The following is a 17,480-nucleotide window of genomic DNA, read 5'->3' as shown; positions in this document are numbered from 1 at the left end:
TTAAGTTGCGATCGTCGCTGTCGTTCGATCATAGAATAAACTCCCGATACGGCACGTTCCAGACGACCTCGTGCGCCAGCCGATGACCTTCGTAGCCGTCTTCTCCGTAAGCGGTGCCGTGATCGGAGAACGCCATGCAGAACACGGGCCGCTCGCGTTCCTTCAGCGCATCGAACAGCCGCCCGAGCTCGCCGTCGACATAACGCAGCGCCGCCCGCTGCGTGTCGACCGAATCGCGCTTCGCGCCGGGCACGAAATAATGATTCGGCCCGTGAATCGCCGATACGTTCAGGAACAGGAAGAGCCGCTCCGTCTCGGGCGTCTTCGCCAGCAGCTTCAAGGCGTGGTTCACTTGATGCTCGGTCGAGCGCGGGTTCGTGACGCCGAAGGTCATCCGCCAGTAGCTTTCCTGGAAATAACCGGGCAGCACCTTGGCGAGCGGCACTTTCTTCGTGAAAAAAATAACGCCTCCGATGCAGATCGTCCGGTAACCTTCCGCTTGCAGTCCGGAGACGAGATCCGGCGTATCGAACAGCCACGTGCTCGGATGCGTGCGCAGTCCCGTATTCGCGGAATGAAACAGGCGAACGTGCCGCGATTTATCCGTCGTTGCCGGCGTCGGCAGGAAACCGCCGAAGAACGCATGGTGCGCCGCATAAGTAAAGCTGCCCGGCGTATGGCGCTTCTCCCATCCGCCGTCTCGGCAGAGGTTCGGGCAGTTCGCCTCTTCCAGCACGGCGGCGTCGTACCGAAGCGTATCGAGCGTAATCATCACCAGATCGTGCGATCCGACGATCTGGTTCATAACCAGACTGGTCAAGCCTTCATCTCCTCTAGCCGCGCAAGCTTCCTGAGTTCCCATTCATAGGTGCCGAGCCCTTCGTGCGCGACGCGGTACAGCAGATCGCCGAACGGATTGACGTCGAGGACGTAAGGCCGAAGCGAACCGGCGGACAGCAAGACGTCCACGCCCGCGATCGACGCGCCGGCGAAAGCCGCCGTCGCCCGCTCGGCGATCTCCCGGACCGATTGTACCAACTCCGACCTCAGCCCCATCGCATCTAGCGATCGGCGTTCGCTTCTTAGATGCAAATTCGTAAACGGCGTGCGGCTGATCCGGGCTAGACCGTGGCACGCCTCGCCGCCGACGACCAGCTGGCGGATATCGAACGGCCGATCATTCACGGACGCCTTCGCGATCCACTGCTCCGCATGCGCGCCGTGACGCAGCAGCCAATTGATAACCTGCCGGATCAAGACAGAGTCCGTGTATCGGCGCGGCTTCAGCGCGTTATAGTAGACCGGCGGCTTCGCGACGTAGTTCTCTATGCCGATCGTCGTGATCGCGATCTCCGCGCCGGTCGCCGGATTCACCTGATAGGCGACGATACCGCACGCGCCGGAGCCGGTCGCCAGCTTGACGAAGACGCGCGGCATCCGCCGTGCCCGCATCGTCTCGCGCAGCGCCTCGTAATCGGGCAGCTCCGCGGGATCCGCCAGCCGTCTCGGGACCGGCACGCCGGCTTCCGTCATGACCCGATGCGTGTACCGCTTGTCGAACATGCCCGCGATGGCCGAGGGTTCGTTCACGTACCGCGCCTCGGGCCACAGCATCTTCGCGTCCCGCTCGATTGTGGCGAGCAGCCGCGTATAGCCGCGGTACCATTGGGACGGATGATAGAGCTGCCCGGGATGCTCGCGTAACCGGCCCGCCGCTTGCACGCTGAGCGGTTGCGCTGCGTCGAGCTCCCCGAGCGGCAATAGCCGGTCGTCCTGGTCCTCGGCATCCGGCGCGCCAAGGGCGATGAGGCAACGTTCCACCTCGAAATCTTCGCCCGGCGCGTCAATCCGGATCAGCGGCGCGCGATCGTTCGCGAATGCCTCTGTCATCGCGACTTGCTCCGCGATCGACTTCCCCTTCAGCAGCTCCAAATACGGCAAGACGACGGCGGGAGGCAATCCCGCCGCCAGCCTTGCTTCTTGCACGCCGCGCGTCCGTTTATTGTCGGGGTTGCCGACGATAATCATCGGATCCATCGCTACTCCGTGAGCGCCGGATAACGCCAATCGTCCTCATCGTCGCTCTCCTGCTGCTCGCTGACGTCGACGCTAAGGCCCGAAGCCTGCCAGCGCTCGACCGTTTCGTCCGACATATAATGATAGCTCAAATCGAGATGCTTCAGCTTCCGCACGCGATCGCTCGCGAGCAGCGCCTCGGCGCCTTTGTCGGACAGCGTCCCCATCGACAAGTCGAGCGTATGCAGCTGATCCAGAATCGGGGCATCCGCGACCGCGATCGCGATTTCGTCCTGAATCTCGCTGTCCTTCAAGCCCAGATAGATGAGCTCCGGGAATTTGCCGGGCTCGATCAGCGGCATCACGTCCTGCAAGCCGCCGTCGAAACCGTAGTTATCCACGCCGAGGTATAGCTCCAGCTTGTTCAGCTTGGGAAAATGACCTTCGCCGATGCTCGCCAGCACGTCCTTGCCGAGTCCGCCGCAAATAATGATCAGCTCCTCCAACTTCTCGTGCCGGGCCGGGTCCAGCGCAAGTCCCGTGCTGCCTTTGATCGTGAGCGACGTCAGCTCGGGAAACGCTTCGAGGAGCGGACCGAGATTCGACTGATTAATCCAGGACACCTCGCATTCCTCGAACGTCATGTCCCCGATGTACAGCTTGCGCAAGGCGGGAAATTCGCCGCGCAGACGGACGAGCGTCTCGACGACCGGACTCGAATCGTTCTCGTACGAGCCGCCCCAATCGCCGATGATCAGACTCGTCAACGATTTGCTATCCGGGCTGGCCGCCAGCGCCTCCAGCAAATCCTCTATTTTCTCGCCGTTCTCATATTGATCGTATTCGATCGCCAGCTTCTTCTCGGACATGTCCCTACCTCCGGTATGATTAGTATCGAATTCAGCTATCGTCGTGGGTTGCATAGTTCCAAAATTAACCTATCATTTGCGGTAGAACCCGTCAATCGCTCAACAAGATGAATAACGAGAGCTTTATGACAAATAGACCCTGCCGCGCAGTAGCCTTGACCGGATGCCGGATCGCGACGGCCGTCGCGCCGCGGGGCTGTCGACTATTATGGGAGGACTCGCGCGAGCGGCTTAATGGTTGTGGAACTTCTCCGGATGCTTAACTCTCGTGGAAGCCACTTCGCCGCAATCCAGGCAAAATACCAGCAGCAGATCCGACCCGCCGATCAACATGAAAGCACGAACGGGATATACGCGGCCTTCCCCAATGACCTTGCCTTCTCCGAAAGACGCGCCTCCGCATCGCTTACAAGGGGCAGTATCCGGCATTGCTGCATCTTTGCTCACAGCGCATCCCTCCTCGTATCACAGAACCCGCTAATTTTCGCGAGACCATACTCTCCCATCTAGCTCTTGGTCAAGTTCGCCGGCAGCTTCACCGCCAACATCTTCCCGCCGGATCGCACGTAGAGCATGCTGCCTGACTTTAACGTCGATTCGAAATTTCCGGCGCCCGCTTTGACGGAGAACACCGGTTTTAACGTGATGTAATCATAAGCCTTGAGCGTGCCGTCAGCCAGACCCAGGTATAATCCGTTCCCGTATAAATCAGTCTGCACGACGTTCACCCCATACGTCGTCCGGAGGAACCCGCCGTTGGCCGTTTTCAGCATGCCGATGACGTTATCGTGCTGGTTCTGGTACAGCAATCGTCCTTGATGCAGCTTGTAGAGCGGGAAATACTGGTTCGGATCGGGCGAATTCCAGCGCTTGACCGGTTTGCTATCCGGCTGATAGTCAGCGAAGTCGTATTGCGCGATGATGTTGTCCTGATAAATATAGAGCGCGTCCCCGTCTATAAAAGCGGTGCCTCTGTTGCCTCCGCTGCCGGACGGGTTTTGCGGAGTGGCTTGCGGCGTCCATTTGTATACTCGCTGCTGCGTGATTTTACCTGTCTTCACCTCTAGCGCCAAGATGGTCACGTAGCTGCTTGACAGATCGTCCCGCATGAATAAGTCCGGCGTAACGTAGATGCGACTTTCTCTAATATCTAGCAAATCGTAAATGTCCGGAGAACTCCATAACATCTTGCCCGTCGTCTTATCGAACGCATTAATCTGATTCGACGAGTGGACGCCATCCACGTAATACTTGCGCAGTACAACGTCTTGGGTCTCCCACACTTCCGGGTAGCCGGCGAGGTAATACTCTTCCACCTTCTTGACCACCTTCCACCGCAGATTGCCCGTCGCCTTCTCAAGCGCATAGAAGACGAGATTTTGCATGACATAGACGGTGTCGCCCGTTACGGTAATTCGTACCGCCTCCTTGGCGCCGATGGCCGAAGCCCACTTCCGCGTGCCGTCAGACGTCACCGCGTAGACTGAACCGTCAGCGGCAAGACCGTAGATCATGCCTTGATCATACGTTAGCAGCGGCTTCAGGCTCTTACCGAACGTCCACAACCGCTTGCCGTTCGCGCCGTCATACGCTGCCAGCTGACCGCTGCCGATAAGCGCGAACACGCGCCCTTCCTCGGCGATCGCGGCCGTTCGCGTCCATCCCGACTCGCTGAACGTCGCGAGCGGAATGCTCCATGCCGGCTTTGCCTGCGCGACCGTCTCGACCGCGATCGAGGAAGATTGCGAGAGAACCGGCTGCTCTGCGAGCGTCGGGTCCGCATTCCCCAAGAGTCCCGTGCCGATCAGCGCTAACGCCGCCCCGGTCGCAATCATTTTATGTATCGATACTCGCTTCATGCTTCGCATCACGCACCTTCTCGTCATCTCGATCATAAGTTGGTGCCCGGTCAGGCGAGCCCCACTCCATCAGACGCAATCATCGCCCGAAAGTTGCAAAATATGGAATCCGATAGTTTAGCCGCTCGCGGCGGCATCGATCATCAACTTGAACAACGCAGCAAAAAACCGGCATGCAGGGTATACCCGTATGCCGGCCTTGAATTCCGAATTGCATTTCTCGAGATATGTAGTCATGAGTGGGAAGCTGCGTATCAAAGCGCTCCACAGTCATCGATTAAAGGGGGAGGTTGTTCACCGTTGCTAGAGCAGTCGATTTCCCCATTTCGTCCAAGCAGTCACAAGTCGCCGCACCAGATCAAAACGCCGTCTGTCATGAACGCCGCGATTCTCAGCCGCTACGCCTTTTTTTCCACCATTGATGCTCGCCGAGCATGAATCCGTGATCCGTGTTCACGATCAGGAGCGTATCGTTCCAAAGCTCGTATCGGTCGAATAGATCCAGCACTTGACCGAGGTACGCGTCGCACATGCTCAGCAGCGCCGAATATTCATAGACCGCGTAAGCCAGAAAAAGGTTGGGCATCGCCGACGAAGATTCCATCGCATGGCAAAGAGCCGCATCGCTGCGGCTCTTTGTCGTTATTCGTTAACTATATACCGCTCAGACGCTGATTCCCGGCGAACATCCTTTCCAAACGCTTCTTATCACATCGCAGTCGGAATCTAATCACGCGAACCGAGCACAATATTGCGCAGCTTCCTAGTAAGCGACGTCGTACCCGCATCCTTCTTCTGAATCATGAACAGGAAGGTCAGCCGCTCCGCGGGGCAATTGCAGAAATAAGCGCCTAACCAGCCATCCCAGCCGTACTCCCCTTCGCAGCCCAGTCCGCCTCCTTGTCCGACGTCCGTCAGCACGCGCATGAGATTGCCATAGCTATAGCCTTGAAGCGAATGCCAGTCCTTGTTGAAGGTCTGACGCTGCGAAGGCGTCAAGCCGGCCGACGCGAGATGGCGCACCGTCTTCGGCCGCAAGATCCGGTTGCCTTCCAAGCTTCCCTCATTCATCAACATGGTCGCGAATCGGGCATAATCGTCGATCGTCGACGCCAGTCCCGCGCCGCCGGATTCGAAAGCGGGATCGCGGTCCATGTGATGCACGATGCCCAGATGGTTCCCTTCGTATAGCGCCAGATCGCCTCGCCCGTCGTCCGCATACGTCTTCGCGAGTCGGCTTCTCTTGTTCTCGGGCAGCCAGAATCCGGTATCCCGCATGCCGAGCGGTTCGAACAGCTCCTGCCGCAGGAAGTCGCCGAACCGCATGCCGCTTGCCACTTCCACGATCGCGCCCAGCACGTCCGCCGACGTCCCGTAAGCGAAGGACGCGCCCGGCTGGAAGACGAGCGCGCATTGGCCTAGCCGGCTCATCGCGTCGACGGTGCCGATCGGGCGCTCGCCGAGCAGTTCCGACTCGATCTCCCGGAAGAGCGAAGCCGTCTCTCGCCCCGCACGATGATCGCCCCCATAGGTCAAGCCCGAGGTCATGGTCAGCAAATCGCGGATGTTCATGTCGCGGCGGACCGGCACAAGCGCGCCGTCCGCCGCGACACGTTGATCGCGAAAGCCAGGTAAGTATTGGCTCACCGGATCGAGCAGGTCGATCAAGCCTCGCTCCAGCAAGATCATGACGGCTGCCGCGGTGACCGGCTTGGTCATCGAATACAAGCGAAATATCGAGTTTCTGGCGATCGGAATACCGGCTTCTACATCGGCGAAGCCGTCCTCGTGGTAGAACGCTTCCTGCCCGTCTTGGATCAGAAGCAGGTTGCCGCCCGCTACCTCCCGGTTGTCGATGCCCGCTCTTAAGGCGGCTTTGATTTGACGGATTGCGGTTTGACCCAGCATGCTTGCCATCTCCTATGGTTGACGAATGAGTGTGTACGAACGCTTGCGGTAGAGAAAATTCGCGGACAGCTGCCGCTCGGCAGCTTAGTCGTACCAGCTTCGCGGTATTTTTCCGTGAGCAAGCGCCAGTTGTTCGAAAGCTTCGTATTTCTTCCCTGATGGAAAGCCGATATTTACGCGCCGGACGTTCGGGTTCCGAAGAACGGACAGGTAATCCTCCGGATTCATTTTCCCGACATGATAGTGCGCGAACGCTTCTAAAGCCGGCGCGCCTTCAAGTTCGTCCAACCCCTTCAGGTTCTTCAGATTCTCGAGCCGGACGCTTCGCAATGCATGTAAGCTCGACAGCGGGGGCAGTTCCTCGATCGCCGACATCGCGTCCAACGTCAATTCTTGCAAGTCGCGCAAGCCCGAGATAAACGCGAGTTCTCCCGGCAGCTTTACGTTCCAAAGCTTGAGCCGCCGCAGTCCCTTTAGTTCCGCAAGACCGCTCATGTCCCGCAGTCCGAGGTTCGAGAGCTCCAGCGATCGAAGCCGCGGCAGCTGGGCCAGCGCATTCGCGTCTTCAAGCGTCGTTGAACCGAGCGCAACCGTCTCCAGCCGGGATAAATACCGCATCGCGTCGATGTTTTTGTTCTGGCCGAACAGCTCCAGCGTCTTCAATTGGCTGAACCGTTGAATGGCGTAGAGATCCGGCTTCTTCGATTTCGTCTTGCCGACATGCAGGTATTCGAGCGAATCGGGAATGGCGTACAGCGCTTCCAAATTAGGCAGCGAATAGATATCGAGCTTAAGCGCCCGCAACTTGCTCAACCGCGCGATCGCATCCAAGTTCGCCGCTTCCGTTAGACAATCCAGCGATAATTTCGTTACATGCGTCATGCGATCCAGAAAGCTCATATCGGGCGCGGCGCCATAATGCCCGAATACGCGCAGCCATACGTCCGGACGAACGGCGAAAAAGCGATCGTTCAATGCGTCCAACCGCGATCCCTCGAACGGTTCCGAGAACTGCAGATAAACGAGCTCCGGATCTTGGGTCAACTCGCCGATCTCATCGTCGGTCAACGTGTTGTCAACCTGAATGCGATCGCGCGATACGTGCTCGTACATAGACGTTCAACCACTCCTTATTAATAGAACGCCGGTAGAGGCGCGCTATGCTTATTTGAATGTATGGACACTTCCATGCTCTTTGTCCATTCTGCTACCAACTTATAGTAGCGTCAATCCAAAATCTGCTCCGTTTCATATAAAACATCAGCCGAATCTGCGGATTAATACGCCGAATCTTCATCACCCGCTCATGAACCGTCATCGCGCAAATTGGCAAGCAATCGCAAGCACACCTGACACGTCATGGCATATAGTACTCGTAGGCATATATCCCACGAACGCTTATTCGGACGGTCGCTTCCTCCCGAGGCTGGGCATGACGACTCTCCGCAAGCGCAAAGGAGTGTTCAGGTTGACCCCGAAATCCTTTCACTACTTTGTCCGCGGCAATACCGCTCGCGGCGCCCATTTCTTGCATGCATCCGCCTTTCAAGGGCTGAATCGGCTTTATGTCCTTACAGGTCCGCCCGGAACGGGAAAGTCGACGCTTATCCGAGGATTGGCCGACCGCTTGGCGGAACAAGGCCAGCAGCTGGAATACTTCCATTCCCCTCTTCGACCCGACGAGTTGGATGGACTCATTGCCACGGGGTTGAAGTTCGGGGTAGTCGATGGCCGCGTCAGCGAGGGGATCACGGATCAGATCGCGCAGGTCGTCATTCCGGTAGACTTCGGAGATGCGATCGACCAAAGCCTTCTATCCCGGCATCTGGAGACGATCCAAAGCCTAGAGGAGAAGCTTGCCGTAGCGTACGCCAACGCTTATGAAGGGTATCATGCCGCGCTTCGGATCCACGACGAATGGGAGCGTTATTATATCGACAGCATGGATTTCGAGAAAGCGGACGCGATCGCGCGTCAATTGATCGGACGGCTGTTCGAGGGACATGAGAACGAAACGCCGGTCGTTCGGCGCCGTTTGTTTTTCGGCGCGGCGACGCCGAAAGGCGCGGTCGATTTCATTCCCGGTTTAACGGCTTCGCTCCAGCGGCGGATATTTATCAAGGGCAGACCCGGCTCGGGAAAATCCACCCTGCTGAAAAAGCTCGCCGACGCGGCGGAGAAGAAAGGCATCGACATTCGCGTATTCCATTGCGGGTTAGATCCGAATAGCCTCGATATGTTGATTTTTCCCGATCTAAGCACCGCCATCTTCGACAGCACGGCGCCGCATGAATATTTCCCGGATCGGGACGGAGACGAGATCCTCGACATGTATGCGCTTGCCATGACGCCCGGGACCGACGAGAATTATGCCGCGGAACTCGCCGCGATTCAAGCGCGATACGGGGCGCAAATGCAGGAAGCCACCGCTTTTTTGACGGCAGCCGAGCAGTTCGACGCGCAAATCAAAAGCATCTACGCCTCAGCCGTGGACTTCTCCGTCATCGAGACCGTTCAGGCGCGGCTGCAGGCTGAACTCGATAACCTGCTTGAGCCGTAAGCGCCGAGCTGGCCGTTTTTTCTCGCGCGCCATAAGGTGTGCGAACCTCGTCATCGATGACAACGTCAATCGGCGCCACAGGGTTATAACCCGTGGCGCCGTTATTGCGTGAATCCCATGTCATAGGTTTAGCCGACCGCGAATCGAGTTCAATACGGACAACAGTTGCGCGAGCCGCTTAGCCCTCTTCCGGATTCCATCCCTTCAGCACGTTCGCGATCGTCCACTTGGCCGCTTCCTCGTCGGTCAGCTGCTTGCGGGCTTCGTTCACGAGTAAATTTTATCCTCGAACACATATTGGGCCGCGCCGCCCTGCAGCCATACCAGTTCAAATCCCGGATGGGAGTGAATTTCGTCTTGTTTGGGACCAAAGAAAAAAATCCGCTGCAAGGAGCGGATTTTCACATGATCGTTGGAGAGGCGGCATTGCGAGGCGAAATTTGATCTGACCGCAGTCGATCGGCATGCTGCGCAGAGCGTTCCGGCAGCGGACGAACTAAGCCGCGCTCGTCGTCTGATACACAATGATGCGTCGCGCCACTTCCGCGCCGTCATCGGCTGCAGGCGGCTGAAGCGCCGCGACTGCCAGCACGACAAGTACTGCCGCGAGCGCCGCGAATAGGAACAGCGCGATCCGCCGCATGGCTGGCGTCGCCATTACCGCATTTGCCATCATAGCGATTCCTCCAATCCATAAGCAAGTTTTTCGTGCTTTCTGGTTCTATCATAGAGGAACCGCTAGCCTGGCGGAAGTTACGCCACGTCATTACTTTTGTCATCGCGGTCGTTCCGAATGATGACATTGCTTGCGAGATGCGGATTAAGGCCGCGTCACCAATAAGACGAGCGCTTTCGGCTTAACCGAACGCGGTCGTCTTTTGCATCGCATATGGACGTACTCGTTTATCGCAGTAAATCCCGTACTTGAGCCAATTCCAGCTCCGCGCTTGGCTTGAACGCCTCCGATTTCGCATATTCGAACAAACTATGAAGGAACTGCCGGCCCTCCGTCGTCTCGCCGACACGCTGGGCATCGAGCGCGCAGACGAGCAAGGAACCCGATCCGACCTTGCATTCGAACATCATGCCGAGCTTATGATTGCGCTCGAAGTTGTCGATTGTCTGCACGATCGGCTGCAGCGCCTTGTCCGTGCCGTCGAGAATAATCGACCGCGAATGCGAGACGATGTGCCGCCATGGCTCGGTGGAATGAGGTTCGCTCGCGAAATGCCCGAACGCCGGGTGCTCATGGTCGATCGAGAGCCCCATCGTGCCGACCGGAACAGGCTTGTTCATGCTCTCGGAGATCGAACGGAACATCGGATAACACCAGAAGTCGACGCAATACGTGCCTTCGATCGCGTTCGCGAGCCGATCCGGCTTCGGCATGACGACGACGCGCTCGCCATTGGCCAGCAAGTCCGCCGCTTCGTCCGTCAATTCCTCGAATAGATGCACGCCGCTCTTGTCGGCCACGACTCCGCTCGGATAGATCCATAGGTCATACGACTTCCGGATATCCGTCCCGACGATGCGGAGACGAAGCGACGCCTTCGTCATCGCAGGCACGCCCGGCAGCTCGAAACTGATCCGGCCGATGTCGATGAAATCGCCGGCGTTAAGCGCGGAGGCCGCCATATCGCCGCTTGCGAGACGATCATTGCCCGCCGTCAGCTCCCAATGCAGCGTGAACTCCGACAACGGCTGCGGCCGCATGTAACGGAGCTGAATCGCCGCCTCGAACCGTTCGCCCGCCGCATAGTTATACGAAGGGAATCGCGCCAGCAGCACGGCATCCGAACAGAACGTCCGCCACTCCTCCGGCGAGACCAGCCCTTTGGAATCCATGAACGCGTCCAGCACGCCGACGAGCGCCGTTCCTTGTCCGCTGAAGTCCTGCAGATCGAGCAGCTGGAAACCGGCCAGATGCTTCGTGCGGAACGCCGCCTCTAGCTCTTCCTTGTAGGCTTCAACCGCGACGCGTCCGGAGTACGCATGGTATTTCTCGGCGAGATGGTCGAGTCCCTTCTCCTCGAGCCGCTGCTTGAACAACTCGAAATTGCGCGCCTTGAGCGGTCCCGTATACTTCGCGATTTCGTTAAAATCCGGGTACGTCTGATACTGTCCGATCTCGTGCGAGACGACCGGAACTTGCGGTACGATAACGCCCTCGGCCGCATCCGCTTGGACGGTCTTCGCTTCGGTGCCGTATTGAATTTGAATCTCGCCGCCGTCCGATTGCCCGCGGCTTGCCGAGCCGTCCGTCAGGACCGGCGGGATGATCTGGTCGTCATAATCGATCATCGTGCCTTGCGGCCCCGTCTGCAAGTGGCCTTGCGGCGCGTCGCACATCGCGTACGAGCCCCGGAACAGCCGGTCCTTCGAGAAGCGTACGCCGCAGAAGAAGTCTTCGTGCTCGAGGATGACCGGCACCCATTGGAAGTTGTTCGATCCTTGCGTATACAACGGACGGTTATCGAACGCCTTGTAGTCCTTCAAGATGCCGTCGACTCGTTCCTTGCTGCCCCACAGCTCGTTGCCGAGCGACATCATGACGAACGACGGGTGGTTGCCGAACGCCTCCAGCATGCGGTACCCTTCCTGAATCAAATATTGCTGTTCCGCTTCATTGTGATTCTCGTACGTCTCGTCCGTCACCGTGCCCCAGAACGGCAGCTCCGGCTCCATGTAGATCCCGAGACGATCCGCGGCTTCGAAAGCCGCCTCGGGCGGACAGCAGGTATGGAACCGGTAGTGGTTGATGCCGTACGACTTCGCGATCTCGAGCACGCGCGCCCATTCTTCGACCGTCGTCGGCGCGAAGCCCGTCAGCGGGAAGATGAGACCGTCGTGCTTGCCCCGCAGGAACGTCTTCGCGCCGTTGATCGTGAACGAGCCGCCTTCCGCCTTGAATTCGCGCAGGCCGAGCGTCAGCTCGTACCCGTTCGCCGGCGATTCCTCTTGCTTCGCCGCTAGCCGCAGCTTGTACAGGCTCGGTTCCCACTCGCTCCAGAGCAGCGCATCTGCGCCTAACGGATAGACGACCTCGAACTCCCCGGCGTTGACCGGATACGAGCGCGGTTCCGGCGCATGTTCGCGCGATGCGTTGAAGCTAACTGCCGATACGTCGAGCAAGGCTTCCTCGGCGCCGACCAGCGTGCCTTTGACGGTGACCGTCCTGCTCTCGACGTTCGGATAGGTCGTGATGTTCTCCACCTGAGCGGCGCCATAAAATTGCAGCTCGATCCGGCCCGTAATGCCGTTCCAATTCGTCTGCGTATCGCGGGACGTCATATGTCCGCCTTTGGTCGGGTAATCCGTGTTGTCCACCCGAATCGTGATCGTATGGGCGCCGGGCGTCAACGAATTCGGCAAGCGATATACATGCGGCGCGCTAAGACTGTTCTGCGTGCCAAGCTCTTCACCGTCGATCCAGACGGTCGTCACGCGGGTGCGCTCCAGGTACAGCATCGCGTTCGTTCCGGCCAGTTCTTCCGGAACGTCGAACGCGCGCGCGTACCACGCCCAGCCTTCGAATGCATATTCGTCGGTCAGGCAGTCGGCATGCTCCACTTCGCTGGACACCCCTTTCTTGGCGAACGAGGTGGTGCCGGGCAGCGCGATCGTATCGTTCATCGGCAGCCGGCGGCCTTGCTTCTCTCCGTCCAATTGAAGCTCCCATACGCCGTCCAGGTCGATCTTTGCAATCATCGTTTCACGTCCTCTGTCAGATATCGGCTTGAATGCGACTACTATATCATGGCCGGACGGGGCGAAAATACCGCGCAATTTAGTCGATTTCTCCATGCAAAATTGGTGAAGACGGCGATACGCGCAGTCACGGCGGGAAAATGAAAAATCCGCCTCGACGGGCGGATTTCTTGCCAGTATCGCTTATTCCTTACGCATAGACGGCGCTACGCAAACCAATCCCCGCACCACTTCTCAAGGAAGCGCAGCTTCTCCTCGGTGTGGAACGCGCCGCCGCCCTCATGGCCGTTGAACGGGTAGATCCGAATTTCCTTCTCGCCCGGGATGCGGTTGTAGGTGGCGAAATACATCTCCGGCGGGCAGATTTCGTCCTTCAGCGCGACGGAAGCGAGCACGCGGCACGTAATCCGTTCCGCCATATTCATCGTGTCGAAATAACTGAGTTGGTCGAGAACGAGATCGAGCTGCTCCGGATGGCGCTTGATGTATTCCGCGGCGCTGGCGAACGCGCCGTGCAGCCCTTCTACCCGCCGCGCAAGGTTGCTGTTGCTCGGTACGTCCACGAGGGCGACCTGCGGACGGTCATCCAGCGCCGCCATCGCCATGGCGAGCGCGCCGCCTTGGCTGCCGCCCTCCACGACGATCTTCGACGCGTCCACCTCGTCGCGCGAGCAGGCGAAGTCGATCGCTTTCATGCAGTCCATGTACACGTAACGGTAGTAATATTCCGATTTGTCGTGGATGCCCCGGCTCGCCACGTTCATGGAGAATCCGCTCGTCGTCGCCGCTCGGCTGCCCGTCTTGCCGCCTTGATCGCGGCAATCGACGGACACGACCGCGAAGCCCATCATGACCCAATGCATGAGCTCGGACGGTTCTCCCCGGCTGCCCGAGAACCCATGGTAATGAATGAGACACGGGTAATGGGGCTTATTCAAGAATGTCGGCACGATATACCATCCGTGAATCGGCGTCTCGTCCATCCCGTTATACTGAATATCGTAGACGCGCGCGTGTTTGACCGGATACGGCACCTCGTTTACGACGGGGCGCAGCGGCACCGACCGCGCGGCTTCCATCGTCTCTTCCCAGAACTCGTCGAAATCGTCCTTGCGCGTCAACTTCGGAAAATACGTAAATAACGATTCCGTGGCAGCTTCCAAATAACCCATTCGGCGATCCTCCCATACATGCGTTGATGCGCCGGCACCATGGCTCTTCATGTCGGCTACCGTAAATTTCCACGCGAACCGCCGGCTTTCCTGCCAGCCGGATAAAGTGCTTCTCTGTTTTGCCCTTATGACGCGGCGCTTTGCTCGACGCTCCCTTTAACGCTCACCTTCCGGAACGGATGCCAGCGACCAAGCAGCTCGACGGTATACGTTCGGCCGCATGCGCGGACGGTCGACGGATTCGCCGGCGCGCCGACGATGGAGACGTCGGAGCAAGGCGCCATATATTCGTCAATGGCCTTCGTCGTCTGATTCGTCTTCGACTGGAGGAAGAAGGAGCCGCCGACCAAAATGATCAGGACGGGGATGGCGAAATACTTAAAATAGCGGAAGATGTTAATTCGGTTCAGTTTCTCCATGGGTTGTCCCTTCGTTCTTGGTTGTAATCGCTTTGCTCAGATCATAATCCGCAAGGTCGATCTCCGGTTCAAGCCCGAGCGCGAGCTTTGCAAGTTGACTACCGATATAGGGGCCCATCGTCAATCCGGACGCGCCTAGTCCGTTCGCCGCAAGCAGTCCCTCCCAGCCCGGAACTTCGCCTACGACCGGCAGGAAATCCGCGGTGAACGGACGGAAGCCCACTCTCATTTCTAGGAACGCGCTCTGCGATAGCGACGGCGCAAGGGGCAGACCTTTGCTTAAAATCTCGTTCATGCCGCCCGGCGTAATGCGCGTATCGTAGCCAACCACGTCATTCTCGTGCGTCGCTCCGATGACGATCCGCCGATGGTCGAAGGCAAGCACATATTGATCGGTCGGCGGTATGACGACCGGCCATCCGCCCGTCTCGAGCGCCTCGTCCGCAAGCTGCAGGTGCATGATTTGCGCTTTCTGGTATCGGACTTGAAAATCCAGCCCTAACGGTTGCAGCAGCTCGCCGGCCCAAGCGCCCGCGCACACGATCACCTTATCCGCCTCATAGCGAGTCGCCTCCACCGTGACGCCGGTCACGCGGCCCGCTTGGTAATCGAGCTTGGCGTCGCCATAGACTCGCTTCGCGCCGTTCCTTTCCGCAGATCGCAGCAACGCATCGCGAAGCTCGCGTCCGTCCACGCGGGCGGCGCCGCTAATATGAACGGAGGCATATGCTTCCGCGAGCAGCGGGAACCGTTCATGCGTTTGGTGCTCGTCCAGCCGCGTTACCGTGCCGATCTCCGGGGCTTCTTCTTTGCGCGACGCGGCACGCTCTTCCATTTTGCCGAGCTTATCCGAATCGGTATGGATGCTTAGCGCCCCGACCCGGGCATAGCCGGTCTTGGTTTCGCCTTCGCGTTCCAGCTCCTCGATTAATTCGGGGTAATATCGCGCGCCGGCCTTCGCCAGCCGGTACCACGCTTGATTGCGCCGCTGGGATAACCAGGGACATATAATGCCGGCCGCCGCGTCCGTCGCCTGTCCGGCTTCCCGCCGATCGATGACGAGAACTTCCGCCCCCAGCTTGGCCAGTTGATAAGCGGTCGATGCGCCGGCGATTCCCGCTCCGACGACAATAACGTTCATGATGCTGTCATTCCTTTCTCTTGCGCGCTCCTCCCATTATAACGAGAACCCGTGGAAATAGAAAAAACAGCCGTTCGCTGCGCTTGACCGGCTGTTTGCCTATTCGTTGTTGTGGCGTAAACGTACGCCAGCTTGCAGCCAACGCCGCGAAGCTATCGAGAACGCGCATGCCATCTCGTCTCCTCTTCTCCCGAGACCCGCTCCTCTTCCAGCGAGTAATGCTCCAGCAGGAAGATGACGGCCAAGGAGACGGCGCGTATACTGATCAATTCGATCAGGCTCCAATCGTTCGAGAACCGCAATATTCCCGCGTTGAATAATAAGGCGTCGAACGCGGCCAGCAGGATGAGCGGAGCCATCCTCCAAGCCCAGTGCCTGGGCACATACATGCAGTACAGGATGACGAAAGCCATGATCACGTGATAGACAAAGCCGCTGAATAACGTGCTGTCCCGATAGATGTTCGTCACCCAATGCACCCGGAAAAACTGCTTGTCGAACAGCATCAGCACGCTTGTCGGCGTCTGCAAGATCACCCAGGCGAGCGTGCCGAAAACGATGACGCGAGGCGACTTGTAAGCTCTTGCTTGCAGCAGAACATACCACTTCTTCATGAGAACCAGAAAAATAAACGCGGTTATGCCGGTCATATAGGTCTTCCACCAATACTGCTCGTAGACGCCGACGCGAGTGAATATGAACTCCGTAAGCATAAAGCCAAGCGAATAAATAGCGATCCATAGATAGGAGGTCCGGTAATACATCACCGCCACCGCGGCCGCCGCCCAGTAAGAGGAGTTCGCGATAATATGTCCGATGATATTCTCGGCGAAGACATCCTGATATAGTCCGGGTTTATAATCATACCCGTGAAAGACGAAGAGGATGAACGATTCTCCCACCCACGACCATGCCGTCGTAAACAAGAAGTAGGTCAACCAATCGGCTAGATTAGCCCGGCGTCGTAATGTAAATGCGGTAATGATGACTCCGATGGCAATCAACCCGTAATACCAGACCATATTCGGCATCTGCCTATTTCCTTTCCGAACGGTGATGGCGTTAGGTTTCCAAATTTGACCCATATTCATGCGATTATTTCCAAATCGCAAGAAGGGTCACCGTTACGGCGACCCTCTGCTTCCGATTCGCCATCGAATTCCTCCGGGATCGGGCGGACCGATTATCACCGTCTGCGAAATCGGCTTTACTGCCTCCATCCATGCTTCGGGATTCACGTCATACACCGCCTGCAATACTTCGGGAGGCGTCTTCCTTAGAATATCGGACCCATAGATGGCTTCGAACGCGCCGTGATCGAAGCTGACGACAAGGCGGGATTGATCCGCGACCGCCAGAGTCCAGTGCCACCACCCCATCGGGATATAGACCGTCTGACTCGGTCCGAGCCGATAGCGGAGTATTTGTTCGGTGAACGGATTGAACATCGCTTCGACGATCTCGCCTTCCGCGACGAACAAAAGTTCGTTCGCGTTGGGATGCCAATGCGGCTCGACGCTATGGCCTTTGCTTAAACCGACTTCGACCAAGCTTAAATTACGCATGACGGGCAACTGTTTCGAGGTTTGATAGAGGATGAAGTTTCGATCGTCCTTCACGAAATATGGCGAGGCGCGCATGTCAAAAGACAAATCGAGCGACGGCGAACTATACTCGTTTGGCTTGCCTTCCGTTGTCATCCGGTCGATTCACCCTTTCCGAAGCGGGATATGGAACGAAAGTTAACGTCTGTAGAAGTCTATTCCGGAAGGCCGAGAACATGATCGATTGGGTGCAGGCATCCCGCCCGACGCTTAATGGCCTT

Annotated in this window: 16 protein-coding genes; 1 reads left to right on the top strand and 15 read right to left on the bottom strand. The window is 57.9% G+C overall.

From position 1 onward, the window contains the following. Window positions 1-28: 28 nt before the first annotated feature. The 8 genes from BCM02_RS01620 to BCM02_RS01585 form a co-directional block, all read right to left on the bottom strand. Window positions 29-805, bottom strand: coding sequence for an STM4013/SEN3800 family hydrolase (locus BCM02_RS01620; protein ID WP_148927924.1), 777 nt, complete (start codon window positions 803-805; stop codon window positions 29-31). Between the two features lie 11 nt (window positions 806-816). Then, window positions 817-2,037 carry an STM4014 family protein gene (locus tag BCM02_RS01615; RefSeq protein ID WP_148927305.1) on the bottom strand — a complete coding sequence of 407 codons (1,221 nt, stop codon included), beginning with the start codon at window positions 2,035-2,037 and terminating at the stop codon, window positions 817-819. Between the two features lie 2 nt (window positions 2,038-2,039). Further along, window positions 2,040-2,885 (bottom strand): STM4015 family protein, encoded by an 846-nt coding sequence (locus tag BCM02_RS01610; RefSeq protein ID WP_148927304.1) that lies wholly within the window; start codon window positions 2,883-2,885, stop codon window positions 2,040-2,042. A 231-nt stretch (window positions 2,886-3,116) separates the two neighbouring features. Further along, entirely contained in the window at window positions 3,117-3,332 is a 216-nt protein-coding gene (locus tag BCM02_RS01605; RefSeq protein WP_246183142.1) for a hypothetical protein, read from the bottom strand. A gap of 59 nt (window positions 3,333-3,391) precedes the next feature. Continuing rightward, a complete protein-coding gene (locus BCM02_RS01600; RefSeq protein ID WP_187433955.1) occupies window positions 3,392-4,744 on the bottom strand; it encodes an outer membrane protein assembly factor BamB family protein in 1,353 nt (450 codons plus the stop codon). A 391-nt stretch (window positions 4,745-5,135) separates the two neighbouring features. Next, entirely contained in the window at window positions 5,136-5,330 is a 195-nt protein-coding gene (locus BCM02_RS01595; RefSeq protein WP_425466135.1) for a hypothetical protein, read from the bottom strand. Between the two features lie 140 nt (window positions 5,331-5,470). Next, the gene (locus tag BCM02_RS01590; protein ID WP_148927302.1) at window positions 5,471-6,652 is read right to left on the bottom strand and encodes a serine hydrolase domain-containing protein; all 1,182 of its coding nucleotides are present in this window, start codon (window positions 6,650-6,652) and stop codon (window positions 5,471-5,473) included. An 84-nt stretch (window positions 6,653-6,736) separates the two neighbouring features. Beyond that, on the bottom strand, window positions 6,737-7,765 hold the full coding sequence (locus BCM02_RS01585) for a leucine-rich repeat domain-containing protein (protein WP_148927301.1): 1,029 nt from the start codon (window positions 7,763-7,765) through the stop codon (window positions 6,737-6,739). Between the two features lie 355 nt (window positions 7,766-8,120). On the opposite strand from BCM02_RS01585, the gene BCM02_RS01580 reads away from it, so the two are divergent. Continuing rightward, complete coding sequence (locus BCM02_RS01580; protein WP_148927300.1) at window positions 8,121-9,212, top strand: PRK06851 family protein; 1,092 nt, start codon at window positions 8,121-8,123, stop codon at window positions 9,210-9,212. Window positions 9,213-9,708: 496 nt separating this feature from the next. On the opposite strand, the gene BCM02_RS01575 is transcribed toward BCM02_RS01580, so the two are convergent. The 7 genes from BCM02_RS01575 to BCM02_RS01545 all read right to left on the bottom strand — a co-directional run bounded on the left by BCM02_RS01575 (window position 9,709) and on the right by BCM02_RS01545 (window position 17,355). Continuing rightward, window positions 9,709-9,888: a hypothetical protein gene (locus BCM02_RS01575; RefSeq protein WP_148927299.1), complete on the bottom strand. Its 180-nt coding sequence runs from the start codon at window positions 9,886-9,888 to the stop codon at window positions 9,709-9,711. Between the two features lie 227 nt (window positions 9,889-10,115). Beyond that, complete coding sequence (locus BCM02_RS01570; RefSeq protein ID WP_148927298.1) at window positions 10,116-12,923, bottom strand: glycoside hydrolase family 2 TIM barrel-domain containing protein; 2,808 nt, start codon at window positions 12,921-12,923, stop codon at window positions 10,116-10,118. Between the two features lie 206 nt (window positions 12,924-13,129). After that, window positions 13,130-14,095, bottom strand: coding sequence for an acetylxylan esterase (locus tag BCM02_RS01565; protein ID WP_148927297.1), 966 nt, complete (start codon window positions 14,093-14,095; stop codon window positions 13,130-13,132). 125 nt (window positions 14,096-14,220) lie between these two features. After that, window positions 14,221-14,514: a hypothetical protein gene (locus BCM02_RS01560; protein ID WP_148927296.1), complete on the bottom strand. Its 294-nt coding sequence runs from the start codon at window positions 14,512-14,514 to the stop codon at window positions 14,221-14,223. Continuing rightward, a complete protein-coding gene (locus BCM02_RS01555; RefSeq protein ID WP_148927295.1) occupies window positions 14,492-15,658 on the bottom strand; it encodes an NAD(P)/FAD-dependent oxidoreductase in 1,167 nt (388 codons plus the stop codon). The genes BCM02_RS01560 and BCM02_RS01555 overlap by 23 nt, the downstream gene beginning before the upstream one ends. A gap of 149 nt (window positions 15,659-15,807) precedes the next feature. After that, window positions 15,808-16,686, bottom strand: coding sequence for a hypothetical protein (locus BCM02_RS01550; RefSeq protein WP_148927294.1), 879 nt, complete (start codon window positions 16,684-16,686; stop codon window positions 15,808-15,810). 93 nt (window positions 16,687-16,779) lie between these two features. Then, the gene (locus BCM02_RS01545) at window positions 16,780-17,355 is read right to left on the bottom strand and encodes a cupin domain-containing protein (RefSeq protein WP_148927293.1); all 576 of its coding nucleotides are present in this window, start codon (window positions 17,353-17,355) and stop codon (window positions 16,780-16,782) included. Between the last annotated feature and the right edge of the window lie 125 nt (window positions 17,356-17,480).

The sequence above is a fragment of the Paenibacillus methanolicus genome (assembly GCF_008124765.1).
GTDB lineage: Bacteria > Bacillota > Bacilli > Paenibacillales > Paenibacillaceae > Paenibacillus_Z > Paenibacillus_Z methanolicus.
Note: the sequence above shows the minus strand (reverse complement) of the source record. Positions and strands in the feature narration are given on the sequence as shown.

Bases quoted from the DNA above. Each gene is read 5' to 3' on its own strand.
- BCM02_RS01545 (WP_148927293.1), bottom strand. From the start codon at position 17,355: ATGACAACGGAAGGCAAGCCAAACGAGTATAGTTCGCCGTCGCTCGAT.
- BCM02_RS01565 (WP_148927297.1), bottom strand. From the start codon at position 14,095: ATGGGTTATTTGGAAGCTGCCACGGAATCGTTATTTACGTATTTTCCG.
- BCM02_RS01595 (WP_425466135.1), bottom strand. From the start codon at position 5,330: ATGCCCAACCTTTTTCTGGCTTACGCGGTCTATGAATATTCGGCGCTG.
- BCM02_RS01550 (WP_148927294.1), bottom strand. From the start codon at position 16,686: ATGCCGAATATGGTCTGGTATTACGGGTTGATTGCCATCGGAGTCATC.
- BCM02_RS01560 (WP_148927296.1), bottom strand. From the start codon at position 14,514: ATGGAGAAACTGAACCGAATTAACATCTTCCGCTATTTTAAGTATTTC.
- BCM02_RS01575 (WP_148927299.1), bottom strand. From the start codon at position 9,888: ATGATGGCAAATGCGGTAATGGCGACGCCAGCCATGCGGCGGATCGCG.
- BCM02_RS01600 (WP_187433955.1), bottom strand. From the start codon at position 4,744: ATGAAGCGAGTATCGATACATAAAATGATTGCGACCGGGGCGGCGTTA.
- BCM02_RS01585 (WP_148927301.1), bottom strand. From the start codon at position 7,765: ATGTACGAGCACGTATCGCGCGATCGCATTCAGGTTGACAACACGTTG.
- BCM02_RS01620 (WP_148927924.1), bottom strand. From the start codon at position 805: ATGAACCAGATCGTCGGATCGCACGATCTGGTGATGATTACGCTCGAT.
- BCM02_RS01615 (WP_148927305.1), bottom strand. From the start codon at position 2,037: ATGGATCCGATGATTATCGTCGGCAACCCCGACAATAAACGGACGCGC.
- BCM02_RS01570 (WP_148927298.1), bottom strand. From the start codon at position 12,923: ATGATTGCAAAGATCGACCTGGACGGCGTATGGGAGCTTCAATTGGAC.
- BCM02_RS01610 (WP_148927304.1), bottom strand. From the start codon at position 2,885: ATGTCCGAGAAGAAGCTGGCGATCGAATACGATCAATATGAGAACGGC.
- BCM02_RS01590 (WP_148927302.1), bottom strand. From the start codon at position 6,652: ATGCTGGGTCAAACCGCAATCCGTCAAATCAAAGCCGCCTTAAGAGCG.